The organism is Actinoplanes sp. NPDC051346 (assembly GCF_040682215.1).
In the GTDB taxonomy this organism is placed as follows: Bacteria; Actinomycetota; Actinomycetes; order Mycobacteriales; family Micromonosporaceae; genus Actinoplanes.
This window is the reverse complement of record NZ_JBFBAJ010000008.1, coordinates 303,364-326,966: the sequence shown is the minus strand read 5'-3', so window position 1 is coordinate 326,966 and position 23,603 is coordinate 303,364. Positions and strand designations below refer to the sequence as shown.

The following is a 23,603-nucleotide window of genomic DNA, read 5'->3' as shown; positions in this document are numbered from 1 at the left end:
ATCGACGCCTATCGTGTTCGCATGATCATCACCGGCACCCTGTCCCGGGCGCAGGGCACCGCGCTCTGCGTCGGCGCCGTCCTCGGCACCGGCGTCATCTCCATGCCGGCGCTGGCCGCCCAGGTGGCCGGCCCCGCCTCGCTGCTCGCCTGGCTGGCGCTGGTCCTGCTCTCGGCGCCGCTGGCCTGGACGTTCGCCGCCCTCGGGGCCCGCTACCCGGACGGCGGCGGGGTGTCCACGTACGTCCGAATCGCCTTCGGGCCGCGCGCCGCCGCGGCGGTGGGCTGGTGCTTCTACTTCGCCGTGCCGCTGGGCGCGCCCGCGGCCGCCGCCTTCGCGGGCGGGTACGTCGCCGACGTGCTCGGCGGCGGGCGCACAACGGTCGTCGCGACGTTCCTGGTCATCGTCGCCGTCGTCGCCACGATGAACTGGTTCGGGCTGCGGATCTCCGGCCGCGTGCAGCTCTACCTCGCGGCCGCCCTCGCCACGCTGCTCGTCGTCGCGGTCGTGGCGGCCCTGCCCCACGCCCGCCTGGCGAACCTCACGCCGTTCGCCCCGCACGGCTGGGCCGGCGTCGGCGCCGCCGCGGCGATCCTGGTCTGGGGCTTCGCCGGCTGGGAGGCCGTCTCGTCGCTGTCGGGCGAGTACCGCGACCCGCGCCGGGACGTGCCCCGCGCCACGGCCGCCGCCGTGGCCATCGTGGGCGTGCTCTACCTGGCGGTGGCCGCCGCGAGCGTGCTGGTCCTCGGTCCGGCCGTCGCCACCAGTCCGGCGCCGCTCGCCGACCTGCTCGCGGTGGGGCTCGGCGGGCCGGTCCGCGTGATCACCGCCGCCGTCGCGGTCCTGCTGACCATCGGCGCGGTGAACGCCTACCTCGCCGGCGCCTCCCGGCTCGGGGTCGCCCTGGCCCGCGACGGCGCGCTACCCGCCGGACCGGTGCGCACCCCGCGCAGATCGCTGGCCGTCGTGACCGCCGGCAGCCTGGTGTCGGTGACGTTGCCGATCGGCTTGCACACCGCGATGCTGCTGGTCACCGGATGTTTCACGCTGGTGTACGTCCTGGGCACCGCGGCCGCCCTCAAGCTGCTGCCGCCGGGATGGTCGCGCCGCGGCGCCGGCCTGGCGTTCGCGGCGACCCTGGGCCTGCTGGCGCTCACCGGACCGCCCGCCCTGCTCAGCCTGATCGTCGCGGCCGGCGCCGTGGCCTACGTCTCCCGCCGCAGCACTTCGGAGAAGACAGCCAGCCCTTCGTCCAGCAACGCCGGGTCGATCGCGCCGAAGCCGAACACGAACCCCGTCGAGTCGCTGCCGTAGGCGCCGAGGTCCTCCACCGCGACGCCCCGGGCGGCGGCCGCGGCGACGACCCGGGCCGAGCCGGGCGCCAGCGCGGTGACGTGCAACCCGGCCGCCGACGGGACGACCTCGAGGCCGCGGTGCGCGCTCAGCGCCGTGACGATGCGGGCCTGGCGCTGGGCGTACGCCTTGACGGCCCGCCGCACGTGCCGGGCCAACTGCCCCTCGTCGATGAAGCGGGCGAGCGCCGCCTGCACGGCGATCTGCCCGAAACCGTCGCCGAGCTGCCGCGCCGCCGCCAGCGCCGGGCGCAGGGCGGCCGGGGCGAGCACGAAACCCGTCCGCACGCTGGGCACCATGGTCTTGGAGAAGGTGCCGACATAGAGCACCCGCCCGGCGGTGTCGAGGCCGTACAGCGGCTCCAGCGGGCGGGCCGAGAACCGGAACTCGGTGTCGTAGTCGTCCTCGACCACCGCGACCCGCCGGCCGGCCGCCCAGTCCAGCAACGCCCGCCGGCGGTCGACGCCCATGGTTCGGCCCAGCGGAAACTGGTGCGACGGCGTCGTGTAGACCACCCGCGCGGCGCGCGGCAGCGCGTCGACCACCAGCCCCTCGGAATCCACGGGTACGCCGACCACGCGCGCGCCGAGCGACGCGAACAGCCGCCGTGCCGGCGGGTAACCGGGCTCCTCGACGGCCACGACGTCACCGGGGCGCAGCAGCACCCGCCCGATCAGATCGAGCGCGTGCTGGGCGCCGTTGGTGACGAGCACGTCCTCGGCGTCGGCCCGCAGCGACCGCGAGTAGCCCAGATAGCGGGCGATCGCCGCCCGCAGCGCCGGATGGCCGAAGGGGTCGGCGTACCCGCCGGGGTCGTGCGCCCGCAGGCGCAGCTCGGCCGCCACGAGCCGGCGCCACGATTCGAAGGAGAACAGCCGCGCGTCCGGGATGCCGGTGCGGAAGTCGTAGCGCGGCGCGAGCACGCCGGCGCTGGTGGGCAACGGGGTGTAGGTCCAGGCCGCCCGGGGCCGCAGCGGGTCGGCCGGCGCGAGGCGCGGCGCTGGCGCGGCGGGGGCGGCCGCCACGAACGTGCCCGATCCCGTCCGCGCCACCAGGTGTCCCTCGGCGACGAGCCGCTCGTAGGCCGTCGCCACACTGTTGCGCGCCACGCCCAGATCGGCGGCGAGCACCCGGGTCGCCGGCAGCCGGTGCCCCGCGGGCAGGCGGCCGTCCGCGATCGCCTGGCGGATCGCGCGGTAGACCCGGACCGTCGTCCCACCCGCGCCGTCGAGGCTGATGATCAGGTCCACGTGCTCATTCTCCGGGTGCGCGTGGAACGGCGCTGGGGGCTGAAGAATGCTCCAGCCCCCCGCGCCGCTCTCCCGGCACCCGCAAGATCAGTCGTCGGATCCACGCCCCCGGCCACGGTCGTCGCCGCCCTTGTCGTCACTGCCACGGCCACGACCACGGTCATCACCCGCGGCGTCGTCACTGCCACGCCCCCGACCCCGATCGTCGCCCGCGGCGTCGTCGCTCCCCCGGCCGCGACCACGGTCATCGCCCGCGGCGTCGTCGCTCCCCCGGCCGCGACCACGGTCGCCGCCCTTGTCGTCCGTGCGGTTGCGCAGCACCGCGCCGGTCGCCCGGTCGACGTGGATGTCGTGCTCCACGCCGCCGACAACGACGTCGACGTCCCACACCGCGCGGCCGTGCTCGGTCTCGCTCTCGATCTTCTCCACCCGGCCGCCACCGGCCGCCCGGATCGCGATCGCCTTGGCCGCGTCGAGACTGATGGCCCCCGCGGCGGCCGGACCCGCACCCGCCGAGGCCGACGACGAGTCATCGGCAGAGTCGTCGGAGTCGTCGGCGGAGGACGAAGAGGAAGAAGGCGAAGGCGTGACCACGTCGCCGTTGGGCAGCATCCGCACCGCGCCGGACGAGTCGTCGGCGCCGTCGGCCGCGAGAGCCACGCCTCCGAGCGCGAGGGCGGCGACCGCACCCGCGGCCAGTGCGGAAGCGGTACGAAGCCTGATCATGAGAACCTCCGAGATCGGTGAATCTGACACCGACAAGGTGCCTCGGCGCGCGCTATGGCCACGCTGTGTGATCCCTAAAGGCGGGTTAAGAGCTCGAGGGTGACCCGGGCACCGCCGCCGGGTGCCGCGTCGGCCCGCAGGGTGCCGCCGCCGGCCTCCGCCGCGCGACGGGCGATGTCTAACCCCAGACCGGTCGAGCCGCTGCCGGACGCGCCGCGGCGCAGGGAGTCCGGCGGGAAGCCCGGGCCGTCGTCGGCGATTGTGAGCACCGCTCCCCCGCCGGGGCGGGGCGCCAGCGTCACCTCGAACGCCGTGCCGTCGGGGGTGTGCGCGAACACGTTGCCGAGCAGGGCGTCGAGGGCGGCCGCCAACTCGTCGGCGGGGATCGCCACCGGGAGGGGACCGGGCGGCAGTTGCCGGCGTACCGGTCGATCGGTGTCCTCGGCGAGCACGGCCCAGAAGGCGAGCCGGTCGGCGACCACCGCCGCCGCGTCGCAGGCCTGTTGCTCGCCGCCGCGGCGGCGGGCCTGCTGAATCACCGCCGTGACCGCCCGCGCGATGCCGTCCGCGGCCGCCGCGACCCGGGCCGACTCCTCCGGGTCGCGCAGCGACTCGGCATCCAGCCGCAGCGCGGTCAGCGGGGTCCGCAGCCGGTGGGACAGGTCCGCCACCTGCTCGCGTTCCTCGCGGAGCAGATCCTGGATGCGCCCGGCGAGGTGGTTGAGCGCCGCCGCCACCTCGCGCACCTCGGGCGGGCCGGCGGGTGCGGCCCGCGCGGACAGCTCCGCCCGGGCCAGGCGGTGTGAGACCGCGGCGAGATCGGCGATGGGGGCGACGAGGGTGCGCGCCAGCCGGTCCGCGACGAGCAACCCGAGCACGACCAGCGCCGCGCCCAGCCCGGCGAGCGCCAGCCAGGAGTTGGTGACGCCCCTGGTCAGCTCGGCGGCGGGCACGACCGTACGGATCACATAGGTGCCGGTGTCGTCGCTGACGACCGGCACGACCAGCTCCCGGCCCGCGGCGGTGTCGACGGTGAACGACTCGCGCCGCGCGGCGGCCAACTCGACGGCCGGGGTGCGGGTCGCGTCCTGTCCGATCACTTCCCCGGTCGGGACGAAGACGCTGACCGGCACCGGCTGGCCCTCGACGGCGAGGACGAGCTCGCTGGTGCCGATCAGCGGGACGATGGTCTGCAGCACCCCCTGGGCGCGGCTGACCGCGCGGTCCTCGGCGACCTGCCGGACCAGCAGCGCGAGCGGCACCAGGAAGGCGATCAGCACCAGGCAGGTCGTGGCCGCGACGAGCAGGGCGAGCCGCCGTCTCACGCCGGCTCGCTCAACCGCACGCCCACCCCGCGCACCGTGTGCAGGTAGCGCGGCTCCTGCGCGGTCTCGCCGAGTTTGCGCCGCAGCCAGGACAGGTGCACGTCGACCGTCTTGTCGGCGCCGCCGTACGGGACCTGCCACACCTCACTGAGCAGTTCCCGCTTGGTGACGACCTGCCCGGCCCGGGCCGCGAGGTGGTGCAGCAGATCGAACTCGCGCGGGGTGAGGTCGAGACTCGCGCCGTCGAGTGTCGCCGTGCGCGCGCCGGCGTCGATCCGCAGCCCGCCGACGGTCAGCGCCGCCGACGCGGTCCCGGGCCCGGCGCCCCGGCGCAGCACCGCCCGCACCCGCGCGTCGAGCTGCGCGGCGGTGAAGGGCTTGACGATGTAGTCGTCCGCACCCGAGTCCAGCACCTGGACGATCTCGGTCTCGTCGTCGCGGGCGGTCGCCACAATCACCGGGACGGCGCTGACCGCCCGCAGCATCCGCAGCAGCTCCCGCCCGTCGAGGTCGGGCAACCCCAGATCGAGCACCACCAGCTCGGGACGCTCGTCGAGGGCGGTCCGCAGCCCGTCCATCGCGGTGTGCGAGGCGGCGACGGCGTGCCCACGCTCGCGCAACGCGCGCAGGAGGGTCGTCCGGATCGCCGAGTCGTCCTCGATCAGCAACAGGTGTGCCACGCACGGAACCTATCCCGGCATACGGCGCCAGGCGCGGACCTTAACCTTCCTTTATCGTCGCCGCGAGCCCGCCTTAGCCCGTGTCCGGGCATAGTCGACCGGGTGAACCGTCGTACGCTGCTCGTGACCGCGGGGTGGGCCGGAGCGGCCTTCCTCGCGGTGTTGGCCGGCATCGCCGGAATCGGTGTCCTCGGCGCCGGCCTGACCTCGGCCGGAAACAGCCCGCGCAGCGAGGCCCAGGTGGCTCGCGAGCTGGCGGAACTGCCGTCGCCCGGGCCGTCGGCGCGGCCCACGCCTTCGGAGCCCAGGCCGAGTGGGAATTCGAGCCGGCCCGCCGCCAGCCGCACCCTGCCCACTCGCGGCGGCACGGTTGTCGCCCGCTGCGCCTCGACCGGTCCCCGAATCGTCTCCATGTCGCCGGCGCAGGGCTTCGCCCTGCACGAGCAGGAGGGCGACGAGGGCGAGTTCCGCGGCACCTCCGACAATCACGATCGGGTCCGGTTCACGATCGTCTGTTCGGGTGGCCGTCCCTCCCTGGTCAGCCGCTGATCACGGCATCGACGGGTTTTGTCGCCGATTATTGAGCCGTTTCGCGTCCGAGATGCGTACTGACCGGCGGATAGGATCAATTCGCCGGTGCCGGAGCGCTCTGGTGCTCTCACTACCAAGGCAATACTCTCCGGTAACACGGCTGTAACCCCCTTAGACGCAAAAGGCGGCGCCTTATGGTTCTCGAGGTTCCCTACCGCTCGATCCCAGATATGTTCTTGCAGCGCGTGCGAGCGACTCCGAACGGCCGGGCGTTCGCCGCTCCCAACGCCGACGACTCCGGCATGGTGTGGTTGAGCTGGGCCCAGGTGGGCGAGCGGGCCAAGGCGATCGCCGCCGGACTGGTGGGCCTGGGGATCGGCCTGGAGGACCGCGTCGCGATCCTGTCGAACACCCGCCTGGAGTGGGCGCTGGTCGACCTCGGCATCAACTGTTCCGGCGGTGCGACCACCACGGTCTACCCGACGACGGAGCCCGAGGACGCCGCCTACATCGTGACGGACTCCGGCTCCAAGATCCTCGTCGCGGAAAACCCCCAGCAGGCGCTCAAGATCTCCGGCGCCACCACCTCGGTGACCCACGTGGTGCTCATCGACGGCGCCGCCGACCCCGCTGCCCAACCGCCCCAGCTCACCCTCGCCGAGCTCGAGGAGCGCGGCCGGGCCGCGCTCGCCGAGACCCCCGACCTCATCGAGGGGATCGTCGAGAACATCGGGCCGGACAACCTCGCCACGCTGATCTACACCTCGGGCACCACCGGGCGGCCCAAGGGCGTGCAACTGCTGCACGGAGGTTGGACCTGGGAAGGCGTCGCCCAGGCGGGACTCGGCCTGTTCGAGTCCACCGACCTGCAGTACCTCTGGCTTCCGCTGTCGCACTCGTTCGGCAAGACGCTGCTCTGCGGAATACTGCACGTGGGCGTCCCGACGTACATCGACGGCCGGGTCGAGAAGCTGGTCGACATGCTCTCCGTCGTCAAGCCGACGCTGATGTGCGCCGCACCGCGCATCTTCGAGAAGGTCTACAACAAGACCGTGACCACCGCCGTCAGCGCCGGCGGCCTCAAGGCCAAGATCTTCAGCTGGGCGGTGGCCACCGGCAAGCGCAAGGTCGCCCTCGAACTGGCCGGCAAGCCGCTGCCGGGCCTGCTCAAGGCGCAGTACGCGGTCGCCGAGAAGCTGGTCTTCAGCAAGCTCCAGGAACGCCTCGGCGGCCGGCTGCGCGTGCTGGTGTCCGGCTCGGCGCCGTTGAGCCACGACATCGCCGAGTTCTTCGCCGCGGCCAACCTGCCGATCTCGGAGGGCTACGGCCTCACCGAGAGCAGCGCCGCCAACTTCGTCAACCGCCGCGACGAGCTGAGGATCGGCTCGGTGGGCCGCCCCCTCGGCGACCTCGAGGTCCGCGTCGACACCGACGGCGAGATCCTGCTGCGCGGCAAGCCGGTCATGCGCGGCTACCACAACCTGCCCGAGGAGACCGCCGAGGCGTTCACCGAGGACGGATTCTTCCGCACCGGCGACATCGGCGAACTGGACGCGGACGGCTTCCTGCGCATCACCGACCGCAAGAAGGACCTGGTCAAGACCTCCGGCGGCAAGTACGTCGCGCCGTCGGCGATCGAGGGCATGTTCAAGGCGGTCTGCCCGTACACCTCCCAGGCGGTGGTCGTCGGCCAGGCACGCAACTTCGTGACCATGCTGATCAGCCTCGACCCGGACGCCATCGCCTCGTGGGCGGCGGGCGGCCCCCTCGCCGGCAAGTCCTACGAGGAGATCGTCGCGGCGCCGGAGACCCAGAAGCTGATCGCCGACTTCATCGAGGAGCTCAACGGCAAGCTCAACCGCTGGGAGACGGTCAAGAAGTTCTCCATCCTCCCCCGCGACCTGAGCATCGAGCACGGCGAGATCACCCCGTCGATGAAGATCAAGCGCCGCAGCGTCGAGGCCAACTTCGCCGAGCAGATCGACAAGATGTACGCGGGCTCGCTCGCGCAGATCTAGGCGGTCGCGCAACACCAACCATCGGTGCCCGGGCTTCATCGGCCCGGGCACCGCTTTTTTTCGGTACGGCCGTTGGCACCCTGCCTCCCGCACCGGGGCCGGCGAGATCAGCGCGCCTTGCTCCTCTGACCGGCACCCAGGCGCCGCGGGTCAGGCGATGACCGCGGGGGCGCGCCAGGCCGGGCGGGTCGCGCGGTCGAGGTCGTGACGCACGGAGGCGATGCGCCGGATCGCCTCCGTCAGATCGTCCGCCGCCAGGGTGAACGGAAGCCGCACGAATCGTTCCAGCGTGCCGTCCAGTCCGAAGCGCGGTCCCGGCGCAAGCCTGACGCCCACGTCCTCGGCCGCCCGCGACAGCGCGCTGGAGATCGGTCCGTCGAGCTCTGCCCACAGGGTCACACCGCCGCCGGGCACGAAGCACCGCCACTCCGGCAGGTGCTCGCGCAGCGCTTCGATGAGGGCGTCCCGCCGGAACGCGAGCTGGCGCCGACGCGCCGCGACGATCTCCGGGGCTTGCGCGAGCAGGTGCACGGCGACGAGTTGTTCCAACACCGGGCTGGCCATGTCGACGCCGACCCGCAGGGCGGCCAGCCGCTGCACCAGGGGCGCCGACGCGCGGACCCAGCCGATCCGCAGGCCACCCCAGTAGGCCTTGCTCATCCCGCCGATCGACACGACGCGCGAGTGTCGGTCGTAGACGGCCACCGGCGGCGGCATCTCGGCACCGTCGAGCGGGAGGTCCACGAAGGACTCGTCGACGACCAGCTCCGTCCCGGTCGCGTGGGCCGCGGCGACGAGCCGCTCGCGCAGGGCGGCCGGCATCAGGTGGCCGGTCGGATTCTGAAATTCGGGGATCACGTACGCCAGCCGCGGCCGGGTCTGCCGCAGCGCGGCGAGCAGCAGTTCGCCGTCCCAACCGGTCGTCGCGTCCAGGCCGTGGGTGCTGATCCGGGCGCGGCGCGCGGCGAGGGCGGCCAGCGCGTTCGGATAGGTCGGCGACTCGACCAGCACCGACGCCCCCGCCGGGACGGACAGCCGCAGCACCAGGTCCAGGGCCTGCTGTGTGCCGCTGGTGATCAGGATCTGCTCGGCGCTGGTCGTCACGCCGCGCGCGGTGTAGGCGGCGGCGACAGCCTCCCGCAGCTCTCCCAGCCCGCTCGGGTGGTAGCCGGCGCTGCCGAGAAACCGTGGCAGATCGTCGGCGGCCGCGCGGGCGGCGGGCACCAGCTCGACCGGCGCGGCGGACGCGGCCACACCCATGTCGATCATGTCGATGTCGTCGTCCGGGGTCCAGAGGCCCGAGCTGGCGACGCGGTGGCCGTTCGGCAGCGTGGTCCAGCTTCCGGCGCCGCGCCGGCTGGTGAGGTGGCCGCTCTCACGCAGGCTTCGGTACGCGGCCGTGACCGTCGTCCGGCTCACGCCCAGCGCCTCGGCGAGCTCACGTTCGGCGGACAGCCGTACCCCCAGCGGCAACCGCCCGTCGGTGAGCAGCCCACGGATCGCCGCGGCGAGTGCGGCATAGTCGGGACTGCGGTGACGCCCGGGAAGGGAGTGCCACTGGCCGAGCAGTCGGGCCAATTGGCCTCCGCGCACCGACGTCGTCATGGCCACCTCCGGGAAATTGGCTCTGTCAGCCGCTCCAATTGGCCTTCAGAGTGGCACTCATGACGATCCCAAGCAACTCCGCCACCGCCGGGCGTCGCCTGCCCCGCCGCGTGGGTCAGCTCTTCGCGGGTCTGATCCTCTACGGCGTGAGCATGGCGTTCATGGTGGAGTCGGGCCTCGGCCTGACCTCCTGGGACGTTTTCCACCAGGGCGTGTCGGAGGTCACCGGGCTGAGCTTCGGCTGGGTGGTCATCCTGGCGGGCGTCCCGATCCTGCTGCTGTGGATCCCACTGCGCCAGAAGCCCGGATTCGGCACGATCGCCAACCTGGTCGTGATCGGCGTGGTGGTCGACGCCGCCCTGGCCCTGCTCAGCCCCGGCGAGTCCTTGGCGATGCGGGTGACCTACCTGGTGGCCGGCATCCTGCTCAACGGCGTGGCGACCGGCATGTACATCGGTGCCCGCTTCGGCCCGGGCCCCCGCGACGGCCTGATGACCGGAATCGTCCACCGCTTCCCCCGCCTGTCCATCCGGCTGGTCCGGACCGCCATCGAGGTGGCGGTCCTGGCGACCGGCTTCCTGCTGGGCGGCACGGCCGGCATCGGCACGATCGCGTACGCGCTCGCGATCGGCCCGCTGGCCCAGGTGTTCCTGCCGATCTTCGCGGTCGAGCCACGGACCCCACCGGCCCGGCTGGCCCCGGCCCTGCCATGACCGGCCCTGCCATTGACCGGCCCTGCCATGACGGCCCTGCCATGACCGGGCCTGCCATGACCCCGGCGCGGCCCGCGCCGTTCGCGGCGGGATCATCTCCCCGGGAGGGCGAATTGTCGCAGGCGTCCAGGCGGTTCGGTGAACATCTGCCGCACCTGCGCTTTCCGGTTCGCCGGGCAGACGGCATCATTGCGGCATGGGGGCTGGCGGCTGGCACTGGAACGACGCATGGATCTTCGTGTCCGCGGTGATCGCGGCGCGCCTGGAACGCGACCGGGCGATGCACGCTGCCCTCCCGGTGACCGGCGCCACACTGGCCGATCTGCTGGCCGCCGCCGACTTTCTGCACCACAGCGTGCCCAGCCGCACCGAACTGGAGGAGTCGGTCCGCCGCCTGGCCGGCGCCGGGCTCCTCACCGTCGACGACGACGATCTGGTGGAGGTGGCACCGGCCGGTGAGCAACTCTGGCGCACCCGACCGTTCAGCGGCCTCTCGTCGGCGGTCGTCACCCTGCAGACCCAGCTCAACCGGGCCGTGACCCCGGGCGACGCGCCGTGGGAGCTCGACGAGGGCACCTACCACGCCGCCGTCCGCGAGTATTCCCTGCGCCTCGCCGACGGCCGCTGAACCAAACCGCCACGCCGACCGTCAGCGGACCGGGCGCGCCGCCGCCCGCAGACCCTCCTCGGCCTCGCCGACCGTCAGCGGACCCGGTGGCCCGCCGCCGCAGACCTCGCCGGCCGTCAGCGGACCGGATGGCCCGCCGCCCGCAGGCCCTCCTTGACCTCGCCGATGGTCAACTCTCCGAAGTGGAACACGCTCGCCGCGAGCACCGCGTCCGCACCCGCCGCCACGGCCGGCGGGAAGTGTGTCACCGCCCCCGCACCCCCGCTCGCGATCACCGGGATGTCGACCACCGCGCGGACCGCCGCGATGAGTTCGAGGTCGAAGCCCACCTTGGTGCCGTCGGCGTCCATCGAGTTGAGCAGGATCTCGCCGGCGCCGAGCTCGGCCACCCGCCGAGCCCAGTCCACCGCGTCCAGGCCGGCACCGCGTCGCCCGCCGTGCGTGGTGACCTCCCAGCCGGACGGGTGCCCGGGGCCCGGCCCCGCCGCCACCCTCCGCACGTCCAGGGAGAGCACGAGAACCTGGTTGCCGAAGCGGCCGGCGATCTCGGAGATGAGCTCCGGGCGGTGGATCGCCGCCGTGTTGACGCCGACCTTGTCCGCGCCCGCGCGCAGGAGGGTGTCGACGTCGTCCACCGAGCGGACCCCGCCGCCGACGGTCAGCGGGATGAACACCGACTCGGCGGTGCGACGCACGACGTCGAGCATCGTTCCGCGGTCGTCGACGGACGCGGTCACGTCGAGGAAGGTCAGCTCGTCGGCTCCCGCGGCGTCGTAGGCCGCCGCCAGCGCGACGGGGTCGCCGGCGTCGCGCAGGTCCAGGAAGTTGACGCCCTTGACCACGCGGCCCGCGTCGACGTCCAGACACGGGATGACGCGCACCGCCACCGTCATGACCGCAGCGCCTCGAGCGCCTCGGCCACCGTGAACGCGCCGGCGTACAGCGCCTTGCCGGCGATCACGCCCTCCACACCGAGGGGTTCGAGGGTTGCCAGGGCCCGCAGGTCGTCCAGGGTGGACACGCCGCCGCTGGCGATCACCGGAGCCTGCGTACGGGAGCACACCTCGCGCAGCAGCTCCAGGTTCGGGCCCTTCATGGTGCCGTCCTTGGTGATGTCGGTGACCACGTAGCGCGCCGCGCCGGCCTTGTCGAGGCGTTCGAGCACCTCGAAGAGGTCACCGCCGTCGCGGGTCCAGCCGCGGGCCGACAGCGTGCGGCCGCGCACGTCCAGGCCGATCGCCACGCGGTCGCCGTACTCGCCGCAGATCCGGTCGCACCACTCGGGGTCCTCGAGGGCGGCGGTGCCGATGTTGATCCGCGCGGCACCGGTGGCCAGCGCCGCGCGCAGCGACTCGTCGTCGCGGATGCCGCCGGAGAGCTCCACGGCGACGTCGAGGCGGCCGACCACCTCGGCGAGCAGGGCGGCGTTGGAGCCCCGGCCGAACGCGGCGTCGAGATCGACCAGGTGCACCCAGCTCGCGCCGTCGTTCTGCCAGGCCAGCGCCGCCTCCAGCGGGTCGCCGTAACTGGTCTCGGAACCGGCGGCGCCCTGGACGAGGCGCACCGCCTGGCCGTCGGCGACGTCGACGGCGGGCAGCAGGGTGAGGGTCACGGCGGAACTCCGATCAAGGGGGTTAGCGGCGGCCCAGGACCACGACGACCAGGGCGGGCAGGATGAGAACGATGAGGGCGATGAGGACGATGCGCAGCGCGACGTCCGGCACCAGGAACCAGATCAGCGCGGACGCGATCAGCGGCACGACGACGATGCCGACGCGCTCGGCCCGGCCGCGCCGATAGAGCCGTCCGGAACCGCGTCGCCGCGGGGTGAGCCTGCGGACGAAGGCACGGCGGCGGTCACGCCGGCCGACCCGGCGGGCCCGCGCCGCCTTCTGCTTCTCGAGGACGGCGAGGCGCTCGGCCCGTCTGCGGGCCCGTTCCTTGCTCACGTCCCCGGGAGCCCGGCGACCCAGGTCCGCAGCAGCGCGAACCCGGCGTCGGCGGACTTCTCGGGATGGAACTGAGCGGCCGACAGCGGCCCGTGCTCCACCACCGCCGCGAAGGGCTCGTCGTGCGCGGCCGTGGTCACCGTGGCCCCGGCGGCTTCCAGGGCGGCCAGGTTCGAGGCCCCGTACGAATGCACGAAGTAGAACCGGGTGTCCGGCGCCAGCCCGGCCAGCAGGACGGAGCCGGCCGGAACCGCCACCGTGTTCCAGCCCATGTGGGGGATGCGGCGTGCGGCCAGCCGGGTCACCGCGCCGGGCAACAGCCCCAGGCCCCGGGTCTCGACGCCGTGCTCCACACCGGACTCGAAGAGGATCTGCATGCCGACGCAGATGCCCAGCACCGGCCGGCCGGCCGCGACCCGGTCCGCGATGACCGGGCCGGCGCCGAGCTTCTCGATGCCGGCCATGCAGGCCGCGTACGCGCCGACGCCGGGCACGACCAGGCCGTCCGCCGCGGCGGCGGCCTGCAGGTCGCCGGTCACGGTCACGTCCACGCCGGTACGCGCGACGGCTCGTTCCGCCGACCGCAGATTGCCCGATCCGTAGTCCAGGACGACGACCCGGGTCACGTGGACTCTCCGGGGAACATCCACAGCACTCCGCCGACGAGGGCGAGCAGGGCCAGCGCGGCGACAAGGCCGATGGAGAACTTGGTGGCGCCCTGCCGCACCAGCGAGATGACCCCGCCCACCAGGATGCCGGCGAGCATGAGCAGCAGGACCGGGAGGAAGCTGCTCACAGCACACCCTTCGTGGACGGAAGCGCACCGGCGTTGCGGGGGTCGATCTCGACAGCCTCGCGCAGCGCCCGGGAGAACGCCTTGAACTGCGCCTCGACGACGTGGTGGGCGTCGGGCCGACCGCCGTCGCGGGCGGCGCGCAACACGCTGACGTGCAGGGTCACCTTGGCGGCGTGGCCGAACGACTCGAAGATGTGCCGGGTCATGCTCGTCGGATAGACCGGCCCGATGTACGGCGCCAGCTCCGGCTCGTCGTGCACCACATAGGGCCGCCCGGACAGGTCGACCGCGGCCCGGCAGAGCACCTCGTCCATGGGGATCGTGGCCGAGCCGTACCGTCGGATCCCGGCCTTGTCGCCGAGCGCCCGCGCGAAGGCGTCGCCGAGCGCGATCGCCGTGTCCTCCATGGTGTGGTGCGCGTCGATCTCGAGGTCGCCCTCGGTGCGCACGGTCAGGTCGAAGCCGCCGTGCTTGGCGAGCTGGTTGAGCATGTGGTCGTAGAAGCCGACGCCGGTGGCGAAGTCGCCCTTGCCCGTGCCGTCGAGGTCGATCTCGACGAGAACCTTGGTCTCGTTGGTGACGCGCTCGATGCGCGCGGTGCGGCTCACGACAGAATCTCCTCGGCGGCGGTCAGGAAGGCGGACGTCTCGGTGTCGGTGCCGGCGGTGACCCGCAGCCAGCCGGTCAGGCCGACGTCTCGGATCAGCACACCGCGATCGAGGAACGCCTGCCAGGTGGCCTTCTGGTCGCCGGCGCGGAACAGCACGAAGTTGGCGTCGCTGTCGGCGGTCTCGACGCCGCGCCCGCGCAGCGTCGTCACGATGCGGTCGCGCTGCTCCTTGATCGCCTCGACGGTGGCGAGCAGGGCGTCACGCTGCGACAACGCGGCCCGGGCCGCCGCCTGCGTGAGGCTGGAGAGGTGGTAGGGCAAACGAACCAGCTGCACGGCGTCGACGACGGCCGGGTCGGCGGCGAAATAGCCCAGCCGTCCGCCGGCGAACCCGAAGGCCTTGCTCATCGTCCGGGTCACCACGAGCCGCGGGTGCCGGGGCAGCAACCCGAGGGCGCTGGGGGTGCCGGCGCGGGCATATTCGTAGTACGCCTCGTCGACCAGCACCATGCCCTCGGTCGCCGCCAGCACCGCGTCGATCACCGAGGGGTCGAGAGCGGTGCCGGTCGGATTGTTGGGCGAGCAGAGGAAAACCAGGTCGGGCCGGTGCTCCTCGATCTGCGCGACCGCGGCCGACGGTGTGAGACCGAAGTCGGGGTCGCGCAGCGCGCCGATCCAGCGGGTGCCGGTGCCGGCGGCGAGCAGGGGATGCATCGAATACGACGGGCCGAAGCCCAACGCCGTGCGTCCCGGCCCGCCGAACGCCTGGAGCAGCTGCTGCTGCACCTCGTTGGAGCCGTTAGCGGCCCACAGGTTGGCCGTCGCCATGCCGTGGCCCAGGTAGTCGGCGAGGTCGGTACGCAGCGCGACGGCGTCGCGGTCGGGGTAGCGGTTGAGGTCGGCGAGCTCGGCCTGGAGCGCCTTGCCCATCGCCTCGACCACGCTGTCCGGCACGGCGAACGCGTGCTCGTTGGTGTTCAGCCGCACCGCCACGTCGAGCTGGGGTGCGCCGTACGGCGACCGGCCCCGCAGATCGTCGCGCAGGGGCAGGTCGTCGAGCGTCGTCATGAGCCGAACCTCGCCGTCACGGCCTGCCCGTGTGCCGGCAGGTCCTCGGCGTTGGCGAGGACCACCACATGCGGGGCGACGTCGCGCAGCGCCGCCTCGTCGTATTCCACGACGTGGATGCCACGCAGGAACGACTGCACGGAGAGGCCGGACGAGTGCCGCGCGCAGCCCGCGGTCGGCAGCACGTGGTTGGAGCCCGCCGCGTAGTCACCGAGCGACACCGGCGACCACGGGCCGACGAAGATCGCGCCGGCGTTGCGGACCCGCATCGCCCAGTCGCGCGCGTCCCGCGTCTGGATCTCGAGGTGCTCGGCCGCGTACGCGTCGACGACCGCGAGACCCTGCGCCAGGTCGTCGACGAGCACCACGCCGGACTGGGTTCCGCCCAGCGCCTCGCGGACCCGGGCCTCGTGCTTGGTGGCCGGGACCTGGACGGCCAACTCCCCGTCGACCGCGTCGGCGAGGGCTGGCGAGTCGGTGACGAGCACGCTCGCGGCCATCGGGTCGTGTTCGGCCTGGCTGATCAGGTCGGCGGCGACGTGCACTGGCGAGGCGGTGTCGTCGGCCAGGATGGCGATCTCGGTCGGGCCGGCCTCGGCGTCGATCCCGACCGTGCCCTGCAGCAGCCGCTTGGCCGCGGTGACCCAGATGTTGCCGGGGCCGGTGATGACGTCGACCGGCGCGCAGCGATCCGACTCGTCCGCGCCGTCGCAGCCGTAGCCCAGCATGGCGATCGCCTGGGCGCCGCCGACCGCGTAGACCTCGTCGACGCCGAGGAGCGCGCAGGCGGCGAGCACCCGGGCGTCGGGCAGGCCGGTGTCGCGCTGGGGCGGGCTGGCCACGACCAGTGAGTCGACACCCGCCTCCTGCGCGGGCACCACGTTCATGACCACGGTGGACGGATAGACGGCCAGGCCGCCGGGAACGTAGAGGCCGACGCGGGACACCGGCACCCAGCGCTCGGTGACGCTGCCGCCGGGGACGACCTGGGTGGTGACGTCGGTGCGCCGCTGGTCGGCGTGCACCCGACGGGCGCGCTCGATCGACACGAGCAGGGCCGCGCGCACGTCGGGGTCGAGCGTTTCGAGGGCCGCCGCGATCCGGTCACGCGGCACGCGCAGGCGCTCCAGCCGTACACCGTCGAACTTCTCGCCGGCCTCCCGGATCGCGCTGAAGCCATGATGCCGGACAGCTTCCACGACGGGCCTGATCTTCTCGACCGCCTGGGAGACGTCGAGTTGGGCACGAGGCAGCAGACCACGCGGGTCTCGGCGGGAGCCGCGCAGGTCGATCCGGTTCAGCACGCGGCCAAGTCTAGGCCCGGGGACCGACAGGTTTTCGACGCCGTACCAGGCAGTGGGAAGGGACACTTGAGGCTTGTTCGCGACCTACCGTGACCAGGTCCTTTGCGTGAGGTAACCGGCCGATCGCCACCGTCGCGAACAAGTCTCACTTGCGGCTTTTGCCGATCACCGGGCAAAGATCACCGTCCCGGGGCGCGCGCGGACGGCGACCATGCCGATACGCTCGCACCGTGGGCGCGATTCTCCCGGTCTTCCCGCTGGGCACGGTGCTCTTTCCCGGCCTGGTGCTGCCCTTGCACATCTTCGAGGAGCGTTACCGCACGCTCGTGCGCGACCTGGTCGCCACGACCGCCGACGAACCGCACGAGTTCGGCGTGGTGACCTTGCGGCACGGATCGGAGGTGCTGTCCGGCGAGGCCGACGGTGAGCCGCCGGCCGGTGAGCCGCCGGTCGCGGCCGGCCAGCTCTACGACATCGGCTGCACCGCCGAGCTGCGCCAGGTGACCGAGCTGCCCGACGGGCGCTTCGACGTCGTCACCGTCGGGCGGCGGCGCTTCCGGGTGCTGAGCATCGCGGCCGATCCGCATCCCTATCTGACCGCCGAGGTCGAGTGGCTGCACGACGAGGAGCCGGCCGACGAGACGTCGCGGCTCCTCGCGCCGCGGGTGCTGGCCGCCTTCCGCACCTACCTGGATCTGCTGCGTCCCGAGTCCGAGGTCCTCGACCAGGTGCCGGATGATCCGACCGTGCTGTCGCACCTGGTCGCCGCCACCGCCCAGCTGACCACCGACGAGCGGCAGGAGCTGCTCGCCGCGCCCGACACCGCCAGCCGGTTGCGCACCGAGCTCCGGCTGCTCAACCGCGAGGCGGGTCTGCTGGCCAAGGTGCGGGCGGTGCCGGTGCCGCTGTCGGATCTGGCGCGTCCGGTGAGCCCGAACTGAACGGCTTGGGCCCGGCAACGCCGTCCGGCTCCGGGGCCGGGTAGTCCGGGCCCGCTCCCGCGTATTCCGGTCCCGGGAATGTGTCGCGGCCGTAGCCGGGCTTCGCGCCCGGCCGGTCCAGGTCGGGATCGTTGGACCAGCCGGCCAGCAGCGTGGTGACGATCACGGCCGCGAAGGCGGCGACCAGCAGCGCACCATAGGCCTGCAGGTCCGGCGGGCGGCCGTAGGTGTCGCCCGCGATCGAGGTCTTCTGCCACTCATTCCACGCGGAGAGCCCGATCAGCCTCCCCGTCCCCCACATGGCCACGGCCGACACCAGGCCGCCGAAGGCCACCCCGACCAGCACCGCGGGTCCGCGGTCGCGCCGCAGGACGAGCCAGGCGACGATCGCGGCGAGCAGCCCGAACGAGAAGCCGACGATGGTGAACCAGCCGTCGGCGGCGATGTACTGCTCCGGCGAGGGGTCGGCGACCATGATGCCGTTCTGGCCGGTGTTGACCACCGGCACCGACGGCGCGAGCCAGGACCAGAGCAGACCGAGCGGCACGCCGGCCACGGCCATCACCGCGGTGATCAGGGCCGCGACGACGACGGTACGGCGCCAGGGCCGCCGCGACGGCGGCGGCGGCCCCCAGCCGGAGAGCTCCGGCGGCCCGTACTCACCGACGGGCTGCTGCTCGTAGGGCGGCGGCTCGAAGGGCTGCGGGCCCGGCTCCTGGCTGGGGTTCACTCCCCGATCCTGCCAGGTCCCGTCGCACCGGCTCCGGCGACCATCAGGCAACCGCCGAAGGGCCGAGGATCATCTTCAGGTCGGCGCGCAGCGCGGGCGTCGGCGCGACCTTGAACCCGCCCAGGCGCATGACCGTCTTGCGGCTGCCGTTGAGCAGGTGGACGTGCACCTCGCTGTCGCCCGGGTGGCTGACCAGGATCTCCTTGAGCTCGGAGACCAGCGGCGGCGTGCACCGGGTGATCGGCATGGTCAGGGTGATCGGCTTCGAGTCCGGGTTGTGGGTGACATCGGGCATCGACATGTCCATCGCCATGATGCGCGGGGTGTCGTCGCGGCGGTCGACCCGGCCCTTCACCACGACGATGGCGTCCTCGGCGATGTACTGGCCGATCACTTCGTATGTGTTGGGGAAGAACAAGGCCTCCACCCCGCCGGCGAGGTCCTCCAGGGTGGCCGACGCCCAGGCGCGGCCCTGCTTGGTGATGCGTCGCTGCACGCCGGTGAGGATGCCGGCGAGGGTGACGACCTGCCCGTCACCGACCGTGCCCTCCTCGTTGAGCGCCGCGATCGTGGTGTCCGCGGCGTTGGCGAGCACCTGCTCGAGGCCGGCCAGGGGATGGTCGGACACATAGAGGCCGAGCATCTCCCGCTCGAAGGCGAGCTTGTCGCGCTTGTCCCACTCGCTATCGGTGATGGACGGCATCGCCACCGTCGCGGAGCCGCCCGCCTCGTCGCCGAACGCGCCGAACAGGTCGAACTGGCCCGCCGCCTCGTTGCGCTTGACGTCCGCGTACGCGTCGATCGCCTCGGCGTGCACGGCGAGCAGGCCCTTGCGGCTGTGCCCCATCGAGTCGAACGCCCCGGCCTTGATCAGGGATTCGATGGTCTTCTTGTTGCAGGCAACCGCGTCCACCTTGGACAGGAAGTCGTAGAAGTCCTGGTACTTGCCCTTCTCCTCGCGGCAGCGGGCGATCGCCTCCACCACGTTGTGTCCGACGTTGCGGATCGCGGCGAGACCGAAGCGGATGTCCTTGCCGACCGGAGTGAAGGGCCCGGCGGACTCGTTGACGTCCGGCGGCAGGACCTGGATGCCCATGCGCCGGCACTCGGCCAGGTACATCGCCATCTTGTCCTTGTCGTCGCCGACGCTGGTGAGCAGCCCGCCCATGTATTCCGCCGGGTAGTGCGCCTTGAGGTACGCCGTCCAGTACGACACCAGGCCGTACGCGGCGGAGTGCGCCTTGTTGAACGCGTACCCGGCGAACGGCACCAGGACGTCCCACACCGCCTGGATGGCCTCGTCGATGTAGCCGCGCTCGCGGCAGCCGTCCCGGAACGGGATGAACTCCTTGTCGAGGATCTCCTTCTTCTTCTTACCCATCGCCCGGCGGAGCAGGTCGGCCTGGCCCAGGCTGTAACCCGCGAGGATCTGCGCGGCGCGCTGCACCTGCTCCTGGTAGACGATCAGGCCGTACGTCGGCTCCAGGATCTCCCGCAGCGGCTCCTCCAGCTGCGGGTGGATCGGGGTGATCTCCTGCAGCTTGTTCTTGCGCAGCGCGTAGTTGGTGTGCGAGTCGACGCCCATCGGACCCGGCCGGTACAGCGCCAGGACCGCGGAGATGTCCTCGAAGTTGTCCGGCTTCATCAGCCGCAGCAACGACCGCATCGGGCCGCCGTCGAGCTGGAAGACGCCCAGCGTGTCACCGCGGGCCAGCAGCTCGTACGCGGCCTTGTCGTCCAGCGGCAGCCCCAGCAGGTCCAGCTCCATGCCGTGGTTGAGCTGGATGTTCTTCACCGCGTCGTCGATGATCGTCAGGTTGCGCAGGCCGAGGAAGTCCATCTTCAGCAGGCCGAGCGTCTCGCAGGTCGGGTAGTCGAACTGCGTGATGATCACGCCGTCGGTGGCGCGGCGCATGAGCGGAATGTGGTCGATGATCGGCTCGGCGCTCATGATGACGCCGGCGGCGTGCACGCCGGTCTGCCGGATCAGGCCCTCGATGCCGCGCGCGGTGTCGATCACCTTCTTGACGTCCGGGTCCTGCTCGTACAGGGTCCGGACCTCGCCGGCCTCGCTGTAGCGCTTGTGGTCCTTGTCGAAGATTCCGGTGAGCGGGATGCCCTTGCCCATCACGTCCGGCGGCAAGGCCTTAGTGATCCGGTCGCCCACCGCGAACGGATAGCCGAGCACGCGCGCCGAGTCCTTGATCGCGGCCTTGGCCTTGATCGTGCCGAACGTGGCGATCTGCGCGACCTTGTCCTCACCCCACCGCTCGGTGACGTAGCGGATGACCTCGCCGCGCCGGCGCTCGTCGAAGTCGATGTCGACGTCGGGCATGGAGACGCGCTCGGGGTTGAGGAACCGCTCGAAGATCAGGCCGTGCTGGAGGGGGTCGAGGTCGGTGATGCCCATCGCGTACGCCACGAGCGACCCGGCCGCCGAGCCACGGCCCGGTCCGACCGCGATGCCATTGTTCTTGGCCCACTGGATAAAGTCGGCGACCACCAGGAAGTATGCCGGGAAGCCCATCTCGATGATGACGCCCAGCTCGTACTCCGCCTGTTGGACGTGCGTCTCCGGGATGCCGCCGGGGAAGCGCCGCCGCAGGCCCTCGAACGCCGTGTGCCGAAAGAACTCCGGCTCCGTGTAACCCTCCGGGATGGGGAACCGGGGCATCAGGTTCTTGAAGGTGAACATGCCCTCGGTGTCGACCTTCTCGGCGACCAGCAGCGTGTTGCGGCAGCCCTCGAGCCAGGCGTCGGAGGAGTCGACCGCGCGCATCTGGTCGGCGGACTTGATGAAGTAGCCGCCGCCGTCGAAGCGGAACCGGTTGGGGTCGGCGATGTTGCTGCCGGTCTGCACGCATAGCAGCACGTCGTGCGCCTCGGCCTGCGCCTCGTGGGTGTAGTGCGAGTCGTTGGTGACCAGCGGCGGGATGCCGAGCCGACGGCTGATGTCGAGCAGGCCGTCGCGGACTCGGTTCTCGATCTCCAGGCCGTGGTCCATGATCTCGAGGAAGTAGTTCTCCTTGCCGAAGATCTCCTGGTACTGCGCGGCGACCCGGTAGGCCTCCTCGTCCTGTCCCAGGCGCAGCCGCGTCTGCACCGCGCCGGACGGGCAGCCCGTCGTCGCCATGATGCCCTCGGCGTGCTCGGCGATGATGTCCATGTCCATCCGGGGCCACTTGACGTAGTGGCCCTCCATGGACGCCCGGCTGCTCAGGCGGAAGAGGTTCTTCAGGCCCCGCGCGTCGCGCGCCCACATCGTCTTGTGGGTGATCGCGCCGTTACCGGAGATGTCGTCGGACTTCTGCTCCGGACGGCCCCACTTGACTCGCGCCTTGTGCAGGCGCGACTCGGGCGCGACGTACGCCTCGATGCCGATCACCGGCGTGACGCCCGCGGCGGTGGCCTGCTGATAGAAGTCGTACGCCCCGTGCATGTTGCCGTGGTCGGTGATCGCCACGGCGGGCATGCCGAGGCGATTCGCTTCGGTGAACAGGTCCTTCAGCCTGGCGGCGCCGTCGAGCATCGAATACTCGGTGTGCACATGGAGGTGCACGAACGAGTCAGACACCCAGGGCCCCCTCACTCCCGCGGCGAATCCAGCCCTGAGAGCCTAGTCCTTCGCACCGCGACGGCGGCACCGGTGACACCCGGCTATTCGGCGAATGGCTCGATCATCACAGCGGCGGCGCGCAGCCAGGCCTGCTTCGTCTCGGGTTGCAGCACGGCGTACTCGATGGAGGAGCCCACCTCGAGCGCCGGGTCGTAGGGCACGACGGCCACCTCGCGGGTCCGGGTGGCGAAGTGCTTGGCGAGATCGTCGAGGAGCGGCAGGTTGCCGGGTGACGGGCAGGAGATCAGCGTCACCGCGTTGGCGACGAGATCCTCCATGCCGGTCTCGTTGAGCACGTCCAGCATCCAGTCGGCGGTGAACGCGGCGTCCTCGCGCGGCACGGTGGTGACGACGAGCTGGTCGGCGCTGCGCATGACGGTCTGCCAGTTGACGCTCTCGACGTTGTTGCCGGTGTCCACACAGATCACATCATGGGTACGCCGTAACAGGTCCATCACCCGCCGTACGGTGCTCTGGTCGAGCCGCTGCGCGAAGCGCGGATTCTCCTCACCGGCGAGCACGTCGTAGGAGCCGTCGGAGGCGTGCCGCAGGTAGCCGTCGAAGAAGTGCATCAGGTCGTTGCCGTGCATGTTCTCGATCTCGATCAGATCGCCGACCAGGTGCCGGATCGTCCGCGCGTGCCGGGCGCTGCCGGCGCGCAGGCCGAGCGTGCCGCGCAGCTCGTTGTCGTCCCAGGCCAGCACCCCACGGCCGCGGACGCTGCCGATGGTCGCCGCGGCCAGCACGGTGGCCGTGGTCTTGTGCACGCCGCCCTTGGGGTTGGCGAAGGCCAGCACCCGCGGCTTGCCCAGCTTGCGCCGCAGCACCCCGGCCGCGCGGTCCTCGGGCTCCGGGCGGGTCTGGCGCCACTCGATGCGCGCGGGCGCCGGCGAGACCGGCGCCGGAGCGGCGGGCGGTGCAACGACGGCCGGCGGCGAATCCTGCGGCGGGGCGGTCAGCGGCGGGGCGGTCAGCGGCGGGGCGGCGGCCTGCGGCGGGGCCACCGGCGGGCGCAGCACCGACGCCGAGCCGATCGGGGCGGCGCCCCGGCCTTGCGGCATGCCGTGTTCCGGCACGACCCGCCCGATCGACGGGGGCACGGCCCGGGTGGCCGGGTTGAAGTAGCTGTGCGGCTCGGCCTCGGGCCGAGCGTGGAAACCCTCGCTGATGCGCGACTGCCGGCGCGCTTCCAGAGAATGCGCCGGACGCGGATCAGCCTGACGCGGATCGCCCAAACGCGGATCAGCCTGACGCGGATCGCCCAGGCGCGGGTCGGCCGCGCGTGGGTCGGCGAGGCGTGGATCGGCCTGGCGCGGATCGGCCAGGCGTGGATCGGCAATGCGCGGATCGGCCGGCGGAGGAAGGGGCTCGGTGGCGCCGAGGCGTTCGCCCAGGGAGGCTCGGCCGGGACGCCGGTCGAGCGGGTTGATCGGCGGCCGCCGGGGCGGTTCCGCCGGGGCGTAGCCGTTCGGAGCGGCGTCGCGTGCGGCGTGCTCGCGCATGCGCGGGTCCAGCGGATTGAACGGCCGGCCGGGCTGACGGCTCGGCAGCGGCGGCCCGCTCGTCGGGCGGCGGCCCTCGGTGGCCTCGGCCTCCTCGGCCTCGTCGCCCGTGCGGGAGGCGTGCCGGGCACGGTCGAGCAGCGCCCGCCATCGCGGGGCTGGTTCCGCAGGCCGGCCCCAGCCGGTCTCGGTCCCGTCCACGGCTCGTCCTCCCAGCGCCTACTCGATCTCGGTGTCCTCGGCGGGCGTCCCCGCTCC

The 23,603-nt window shown here is 72.4% G+C and carries 22 protein-coding genes; 6 read left to right on the top strand and 16 right to left on the bottom strand.

Annotated features, from left to right (window positions below):
- Positions 1 to 21: 21 nt before the first annotated feature.
- Positions 22 to 1,314 carry an amino acid permease gene (locus AB0M36_RS21945; RefSeq protein WP_364160248.1) on the top strand — a complete coding sequence of 431 codons (1,293 nt, stop codon included), beginning with the start codon at positions 22 to 24 and terminating at the stop codon, positions 1,312 to 1,314.
- Here the strand turns inward: AB0M36_RS21945 and AB0M36_RS21940 are convergent.
- From AB0M36_RS21940 to AB0M36_RS21925, 4 genes are all read right to left on the bottom strand, one after another.
- Positions 1,206 to 2,603, bottom strand: coding sequence for a PLP-dependent aminotransferase family protein (locus tag AB0M36_RS21940; protein ID WP_364160246.1), 1,398 nt, complete (start codon positions 2,601 to 2,603; stop codon positions 1,206 to 1,208). The two genes, AB0M36_RS21945 and AB0M36_RS21940, sit on opposite strands and share 109 nt — an antisense overlap.
- 87 nt (positions 2,604 to 2,690) lie before the next feature.
- Complete coding sequence (locus tag AB0M36_RS21935) at positions 2,691 to 3,329, bottom strand: PepSY domain-containing protein (RefSeq protein WP_364160244.1); 639 nt, start codon at positions 3,327 to 3,329, stop codon at positions 2,691 to 2,693.
- A gap of 74 nt (positions 3,330 to 3,403) precedes the next feature.
- A complete protein-coding gene (locus AB0M36_RS21930; RefSeq protein WP_364160242.1) occupies positions 3,404 to 4,654 on the bottom strand; it encodes a HAMP domain-containing sensor histidine kinase in 1,251 nt (416 codons plus the stop codon).
- Entirely contained in the window at positions 4,651 to 5,334 is a 684-nt protein-coding gene (locus AB0M36_RS21925) for a response regulator transcription factor (RefSeq protein WP_364160240.1), read from the bottom strand. The genes AB0M36_RS21930 and AB0M36_RS21925 overlap by 4 nt, the downstream gene beginning before the upstream one ends.
- A 102-nt stretch (positions 5,335 to 5,436) precedes the next feature.
- Here AB0M36_RS21925 and AB0M36_RS21920 point away from each other — a divergent pair, with 102 nt between their 5' ends.
- Both AB0M36_RS21920 and AB0M36_RS21915 read left to right on the top strand, forming a co-directional pair.
- A complete protein-coding gene (locus AB0M36_RS21920) occupies positions 5,437 to 5,883 on the top strand; it encodes a hypothetical protein (protein ID WP_364160238.1) in 447 nt (148 codons plus the stop codon).
- 176 nt (positions 5,884 to 6,059) lie between these two features.
- Positions 6,060 to 7,883 carry a long-chain fatty acid--CoA ligase gene (locus AB0M36_RS21915; protein ID WP_364160236.1) on the top strand — a complete coding sequence of 608 codons (1,824 nt, stop codon included), beginning with the start codon at positions 6,060 to 6,062 and terminating at the stop codon, positions 7,881 to 7,883.
- 150 nt (positions 7,884 to 8,033) lie between these two features.
- On the opposite strand, the gene AB0M36_RS21910 is transcribed toward AB0M36_RS21915, so the two are convergent.
- On the bottom strand, positions 8,034 to 9,488 hold the full coding sequence (locus AB0M36_RS21910) for a PLP-dependent aminotransferase family protein (protein ID WP_364160234.1): 1,455 nt from the start codon (positions 9,486 to 9,488) through the stop codon (positions 8,034 to 8,036).
- A 59-nt stretch (positions 9,489 to 9,547) separates the two neighbouring features.
- On the opposite strand from AB0M36_RS21910, the gene AB0M36_RS21905 reads away from it, so the two are divergent.
- Positions 9,548 to 10,201, top strand: coding sequence for a hypothetical protein (locus AB0M36_RS21905; protein WP_364160233.1), 654 nt, complete (start codon positions 9,548 to 9,550; stop codon positions 10,199 to 10,201).
- 196 nt (positions 10,202 to 10,397) lie between these two features.
- A complete protein-coding gene (locus AB0M36_RS21900) occupies positions 10,398 to 10,829 on the top strand; it encodes a hypothetical protein (RefSeq protein ID WP_364160231.1) in 432 nt (143 codons plus the stop codon).
- 116 nt (positions 10,830 to 10,945) lie between these two features.
- On the opposite strand, the gene hisF is transcribed toward AB0M36_RS21900, so the two are convergent.
- From hisF to hisD, 8 genes are read right to left on the bottom strand one after another with little or no spacing between them, the layout of a single operon-like run.
- On the bottom strand, positions 10,946 to 11,722 hold the full coding sequence (gene hisF, locus AB0M36_RS21895; RefSeq protein ID WP_364160229.1) for an imidazole glycerol phosphate synthase subunit HisF: 777 nt from the start codon (positions 11,720 to 11,722) through the stop codon (positions 10,946 to 10,948).
- Positions 11,719 to 12,441, bottom strand: coding sequence for a bifunctional 1-(5-phosphoribosyl)-5-((5-phosphoribosylamino)methylideneamino)imidazole-4-carboxamide isomerase/phosphoribosylanthranilate isomerase PriA (gene priA / locus AB0M36_RS21890; RefSeq protein WP_364160227.1), 723 nt, complete (start codon positions 12,439 to 12,441; stop codon positions 11,719 to 11,721). The genes hisF and priA overlap by 4 nt, the downstream gene beginning before the upstream one ends.
- A 22-nt stretch (positions 12,442 to 12,463) precedes the next feature.
- Positions 12,464 to 12,778, bottom strand: a complete 315-nt coding sequence (locus AB0M36_RS21885) for a hypothetical protein (RefSeq protein WP_364160225.1) — start codon at positions 12,776 to 12,778, stop codon at positions 12,464 to 12,466.
- On the bottom strand, positions 12,775 to 13,404 hold the full coding sequence (hisH, locus tag AB0M36_RS21880; RefSeq protein WP_364160223.1) for an imidazole glycerol phosphate synthase subunit HisH: 630 nt from the start codon (positions 13,402 to 13,404) through the stop codon (positions 12,775 to 12,777). The genes AB0M36_RS21885 and hisH overlap by 4 nt, the downstream gene beginning before the upstream one ends.
- A complete protein-coding gene (locus AB0M36_RS21875) occupies positions 13,401 to 13,574 on the bottom strand; it encodes a hypothetical protein (RefSeq protein ID WP_364160221.1) in 174 nt (57 codons plus the stop codon). Before AB0M36_RS21875 ends, hisH begins: the two co-directional genes overlap by 4 nt.
- Positions 13,571 to 14,182, bottom strand: a complete 612-nt coding sequence (gene hisB / locus AB0M36_RS21870) for an imidazoleglycerol-phosphate dehydratase HisB (RefSeq protein ID WP_364160219.1) — start codon at positions 14,180 to 14,182, stop codon at positions 13,571 to 13,573. Before hisB ends, AB0M36_RS21875 begins: the two co-directional genes overlap by 4 nt.
- A complete protein-coding gene (locus tag AB0M36_RS21865; RefSeq protein WP_364160217.1) occupies positions 14,179 to 15,252 on the bottom strand; it encodes a histidinol-phosphate transaminase in 1,074 nt (357 codons plus the stop codon). Before AB0M36_RS21865 ends, hisB begins: the two co-directional genes overlap by 4 nt.
- Positions 15,249 to 16,556 carry a histidinol dehydrogenase gene (hisD, locus tag AB0M36_RS21860; RefSeq protein WP_364160215.1) on the bottom strand — a complete coding sequence of 436 codons (1,308 nt, stop codon included), beginning with the start codon at positions 16,554 to 16,556 and terminating at the stop codon, positions 15,249 to 15,251. The genes AB0M36_RS21865 and hisD overlap by 4 nt, the downstream gene beginning before the upstream one ends.
- A gap of 230 nt (positions 16,557 to 16,786) precedes the next feature.
- On the opposite strand from hisD, the gene AB0M36_RS21855 reads away from it, so the two are divergent.
- Complete coding sequence (locus AB0M36_RS21855; RefSeq protein ID WP_364160213.1) at positions 16,787 to 17,497, top strand: LON peptidase substrate-binding domain-containing protein; 711 nt, start codon at positions 16,787 to 16,789, stop codon at positions 17,495 to 17,497.
- Here the strand turns inward: AB0M36_RS21855 and AB0M36_RS21850 are convergent.
- From AB0M36_RS21850 to AB0M36_RS21840, 3 genes are all read right to left on the bottom strand, one after another.
- Entirely contained in the window at positions 17,412 to 18,227 is an 816-nt protein-coding gene (locus AB0M36_RS21850; protein WP_364160211.1) for a hypothetical protein, read from the bottom strand. The genes AB0M36_RS21855 and AB0M36_RS21850 overlap by 86 nt on opposite strands.
- A 43-nt stretch (positions 18,228 to 18,270) precedes the next feature.
- A complete protein-coding gene (gene dnaE / locus AB0M36_RS21845) occupies positions 18,271 to 21,801 on the bottom strand; it encodes a DNA polymerase III subunit alpha (protein ID WP_364160209.1) in 3,531 nt (1,176 codons plus the stop codon).
- 83 nt (positions 21,802 to 21,884) lie between these two features.
- A complete protein-coding gene (locus AB0M36_RS21840; protein WP_364160207.1) occupies positions 21,885 to 23,546 on the bottom strand; it encodes an AAA family ATPase in 1,662 nt (553 codons plus the stop codon).
- Between the last annotated feature and the right edge of the window lie 57 nt (positions 23,547 to 23,603).